Here is a 4754-nt window from a genome sequence, read left to right on the forward strand (position 1 = left end):
GGCCCAGGCGACGCTGAAKGGGGCCTTGTTGGCACTCTTGCCCTTGATGGCGTTTTCGAGAGCGGCACGGAAGTCTTCGCGKTTCATGAGTTCGGGCATTGGGGGGGCTCCTGGTAAGGGTTCGCGCTTGGGGTGGGCCACGGAGGCCCTGCCGATGAATCAATATGTAGATTGTATACTATCTACCAAGCGCGACAAGGTCAACGAATTTTGCGGGTTTTGTTTTGCGGGTTTTGTCKAGGTGCCGGCCGAAGCGTGGCTTCAGGCGGCCCTGGCCTCACCCGCTTCCAGCAGCTTCCGGTAGGCAAAGCCCGCCAGCGCCACATCTTCCAGCCCTACGCCGACCKATTTGTAGATCAGCACGTCCGCATCGCTCTCGCGGGKACGCACCTTGCCGGTTACCACGTCGGCCAGTTCCACGATCTTGTCGGCCGGCAGCACGGCGGGGTCGGCCAGCACGATGTCGCCGGCCTCGCGCACGGATTGCGGGCGCCATTCCACCACCAGTTTGCTGGCGCGCGCGAGCGCCGCATCGTCCAGTTCGCGCGTATGCGGCAGGCTGGAACCGATGGCCGCCACGAAGGCGCCGGGCTTGATGGCATGGCCGGAAAACAGCGGGGTGGTGGAGCGCGAAGCGGTGACCACGACGTCCGCCTGGGCGACGGCCTCGTCGGGTTCGGCAAAGGCCACGGGGATGCCGCACCACGTTGCCAGGCGCTCCGGGGTGGCGGCATCGGCATAGGGATCGGATAGCAGGATGCGCTTGAGCGGCAGGGCGGCGGCGAGCTGGCGCGCATGTTGCACGCCTTGCGTGCCGGCGCCGAACAACGCCAGTACCTCGGCGTCCTRGCGGGCCAGGTGGCGCGCGGCCAGCACGGAGCAGGCCGCCGTGCGCAGGCGGGTGATGGCGCCGGCATCGAAGGACGCGAGAGGGCGGCCGTCCTCGGTGGAGAAAATCAGGATGACGAAGGAGAACTGGCCCTTGATGGTGGTGTAGACCTTGGCGCCGGCTACCTGCTGCTGCGGAATGACCGCGCCGAGCGTCGACAGCTTGACGCCGCCGGCCTCGGTGCGAATGCGCTCCTGCATGGCGGCCTTGCCTTCGCMGAAGCTGCGGAAGGCGTCCAGCATGACTTGCTGGGCATCCGCGGGGGTGACATGGCGGTMGATCATCTCGTCGGTGATATGCAGCATGGTGTGTTTTCCTGTTGATGTTCGCTGGCGCGGGGCGCGCCGGATGGATGGAATGCGTGGGGTGGATGCGGCGATCGCGTTGGAGTTGGAGTTGGCGTTGGCTCAGGCGGGTAGGGCAAGCTTGACCAGCACGCCGACGGCGCCGGCGGTGCAAAGGGCCAGCAGCAGCTTGCGCACGGTCTTGGCGGAGAAGCGGTTCTTGAGGCGGTTCGAGATCGCGAAGCCGAGCAGCAGCATCGGGGTCAGGCTCGCGCTGAGCCACAGGTCGGCMAGCCCGAAGCGTCCGGCGGCCCACAGCATCGCCAGCGAGAACGCCGCGCCCGCGCACAGGATGCAGCCGATGGTGGCGCGCAACTGTGGCGGCGGCAGGTGCTGCATGACGATGGCAAAGGGCGGGGCGCCGGCCGAGGTCACGGTGCCCATGAAGCCGGATGCGGCACCCGCCACCGCCATGTTGAGGCCGGACGCCCGCACCCGCCAGCCGAGCAGGCTGAGTGTCACGGCGGCCAGGATCGAGAGGGCGAATATCAGTGCCAGCAGGCGGGCCGGCAACTGCGTCATGSCGGCCACCGCCACCAGCGTGCCGGCGGCGCGCCCCGCCAGGGCATTGCCGGTCGCGCGCCAGGCAATCGAGCGGAACTCGCGCACCGCGCCCAGCAGCGATACCAGCCCGCCCATGGCGAGCAAGGGGCCGGGCGCCAGTTGCGGGAAAAAGAGCACGGCCACCGGTGCCGACAGCATCGAGAACCCGATCCCGCCGACGCCCTGCAAGCAGGCGCCCAGGAAGATCAGCGCGCCCATCATGCCGAACTGCAGGGCGGTTATATCTGCGGGAAGGAAGGCATTGAGGGTCATGACGGGTCTGGGTGGCCGGCAGTTGATCGGTTAGACCGGCAGGTATTCTGCGGTCTTGGATGGTATATTGGTATACAGTCTACATAAATTGTGTGGGGAAGGCATCCGTGATCGGTGCGCCTGAGTGGGGTTATCCCGCAAAAAGTGCGTAAAGGCCCCGTTAAGGCGCACAAATACAAGGGTTTGCACCAAGACAGGGGCATTCCCTAGTCTCCACAGATTTATCTTGTTCTGATCTAGATCAAGAATATAGTATACGTTCATCGGGGCAGACATAGCCCCACGGGAAACAGTACAAAGGTCTCTACAGATAAAGATCCAAGGGGAACACATGCAACACGAAGCAGTGATTGGCGCGGCACACTGGATCTATCTACTGGGCGTGGCGGTCATCGTCCTGACCATGATCCTGCGGGCCAACGTGGTCGTACCGTCGATTCTCGGTACGTTCCTGGTGGTATTTGCGCTGACCGGCAGCCCGGTTTCGGCGCTTGGAGGGATCTTTTCGGCGAGCCTGGTGGCGGCCAAGGAGTTGTTCAATATCTTCCTGGTCATCGCCTTCATGACGGCGCTGCTCAATTCGCTCAAGACGCTGCGCTCGGATATCCGGATGGTGGAGCCGTTCCKCGTGGTGATGAAGAACGGGCATTCCGCCTTCTTCATCCTGGCCGGCATCACCTACGTGATCTCCCTGTTCTTCTGGCCCACGCCGGCGGTGCCGCTGGTATCGGCCATCCTGCTGCCGGCGGCCATTGCGGCCGGACTGCCGCCGCTGGCCGGCGCCATGGCCATCGCCATCGCGGGGCAGGGCATGGCGCTGTCGTCCGACTACGTGATCGGCGTGGCGCCGGGCATCAGCGCCAAGGCGGCCGGCGCCGCGGTCAGCGCCGCCGTGGTGGCGGATCGCGMGCTGGTGTTGTCGATCATTACCGGCGGCATCGCGCTGGCCCTGGCCTACCTGTCKATGCGCAAGCACATCGTGCCCGCCAGCGGCGCGCTGCTKACCAACTGGCAGGCCCGCGCCAGTGGCGCGGACGCCGGGATCGAGCAGGCCGGCACGTTCGACAAGGCCGAGATCGCGCGTGGCACGGAGCACACCGAGCCACTCGCCACCGACTCGAACATCGAGCGCAGTCTGGCGATGGTGGCGCTGCGCCGCGTGAAGTGGTCGAAATGCTTCGCCATCGTGACGCCGCTGGCCTTCCTGGCGGTGGTGGCGGTGATGGTGCTGCCCAAGATGGGGGCGGGCCTGCACGACCTGAAGGGCGGMGACGCCGCGGCGCTGGTCGGCGGGGTGGCGGCGTTGCTGATGATGCTGGCCACGCTGGCAGCCGAAGGCCCGCGCAAGATGCTCGATGTCTGCCCCGARCACATCACGGACGGCTTCGTCTTCGCCTTCAAGGCCATGGGCTCGGTGCTGCCGATCGCCGGTTTCTTCTTCGTCGGTGCCGGCGAGACCGCCGCGCAGATCCTGGGCGTGAGCCCCGACAAGGCGCCCAGCCTGCTGTTCGAACTGATCCAGGCTTACCAGCACATGATCCCGGACAACCATGTCCTGGTCGCCTTCGGCGTGCTGGTGGTGGGCATGATCACCGGCATCGATGGTTMGGGCTTCGCCGGGCTGCCGCTGACCGGCACCCTGGCCGGCGCGCTGGGGCCGGTGGTTGGTTTMGATTCGGCCACGCTGGCCGCCATCGGGCAGATGGGCGCGGTGTGGACCGGGGGCGGCACGCTGATCGCCTGGTCCTCGCTGATCGCGGTGGCCGGTTTTGCCCGGGTGCCGGTGCTGGATGCGGTGCGGGCCTTGCTGGTGCCGGTGCTGATCGGGCTAGGCGTTTCCACGGTCTGCGCGATGCTGATCTGGCGATAAGGCGCGTCCGGTCCTTCCCCCACAACTGCCTGCATCCGAGGGCGGCTGCGCCAGCCGGCGCAGCCGCCCTTGTCGTCTCTGCGGCGTCCTCGCTCCCTCCCGAAAAAACTGGTCTTGCCCCGCAAAAACGCATTGACCCTTTCATGACATGTAGATAGTATACAATCTACATATCGATTCATCGGCAGGGCCTCCGTGGCCCACCCCAAGCGCGAACCCTTACCAGGAGCCCCCCAATGCCCGAACTCATGAACCGCGAAGACTTCCGTGCCGCTCTCGAAAACGCCATCAAGGGCAAGAGTGCCAACAAGGCCCCCTTCAGCGTCGCCTGGGCCAGCGGCAAGCTCTCCCGCGATCACCTCGCCCGCTGGGCCGAGAACCACTATCACTACGTCGGACCCTTCGCCGACTACCTCGCCTACATCTACGCCCGCACYCCCKACCGCTTCACCGAAGCCAAGGACTTCCTGCTGGCCAATATGTATGAAGAGGAAATCGGCGGCGACCGCCACACCGACCTGCTCGTGCGCTTCGCCGAAGCCTGCGGCACCACCCGCGAGCGCGTCGTCGATCCCGACAATATGTCCCCCACCACCCGCGGCCTGCAGAGCTGGTGCTACGCCGTGGCCATGCGCGAAGACCCCATCGTCGCCGTCGCCGGCCTCGTGGTCGGCCTGGAGTCCCAGGTCCCCTCGATCTACCGCAAGCAGACCCCCACCCTGCGCGACAAGTACAACTTCACCGACGAAGAAGTCGAGTTCTTCGACCTGCATATCGTCTCCGACGAAATCCACGGCGAGCGCGGCTACCAGATCGTGCTCGAACACGCCGACAC

4 protein-coding genes and 1 pseudogene are annotated in these 4754 nt (G+C 65.8%); 2 read left to right on the forward strand and 3 right to left on the reverse strand.

The genetic code is table 11. From position 1 onward, the window contains the following. The 3 genes and pseudogenes from AC1DKV_RS40110 to AC1DKV_RS40120 form a co-directional block, all read right to left on the reverse strand. Positions 1-99: pseudogene (locus AC1DKV_RS40110) on the reverse strand (TenA family transcriptional regulator); the annotation flags it as partial. Positions 100-261: 162 nt separating this feature from the next. Continuing rightward, complete coding sequence (locus AC1DKV_RS40115) at positions 262-1194, reverse strand: ornithine cyclodeaminase family protein (protein ID WP_477139720.1); 933 nt, start codon at positions 1192-1194, stop codon at positions 262-264. Positions 1195-1296: 102 nt separating this feature from the next. Continuing rightward, entirely contained in the window at positions 1297-2049 is a 753-nt protein-coding gene (locus tag AC1DKV_RS40120; RefSeq protein ID WP_477139721.1) for a sulfite exporter TauE/SafE family protein, read from the reverse strand. A 331-nt stretch (positions 2050-2380) separates the two neighbouring features. Here AC1DKV_RS40120 and AC1DKV_RS40125 point away from each other — a divergent pair, with 331 nt between their 5' ends. Further along, on the forward strand, positions 2381-3919 hold the full coding sequence (locus AC1DKV_RS40125) for a hypothetical protein (RefSeq protein ID WP_477139722.1): 1539 nt from the start codon (positions 2381-2383) through the stop codon (positions 3917-3919). 236 nt (positions 3920-4155) lie between these two features. Then, a partial coding sequence (locus AC1DKV_RS40130) for a TenA family transcriptional regulator (RefSeq protein ID WP_477139723.1) occupies positions 4156-4754 on the forward strand: 599 nt, incomplete at its 3' end.

The sequence above is a fragment of the Cupriavidus sp. 05T41 genome, from assembly GCF_056396525.1.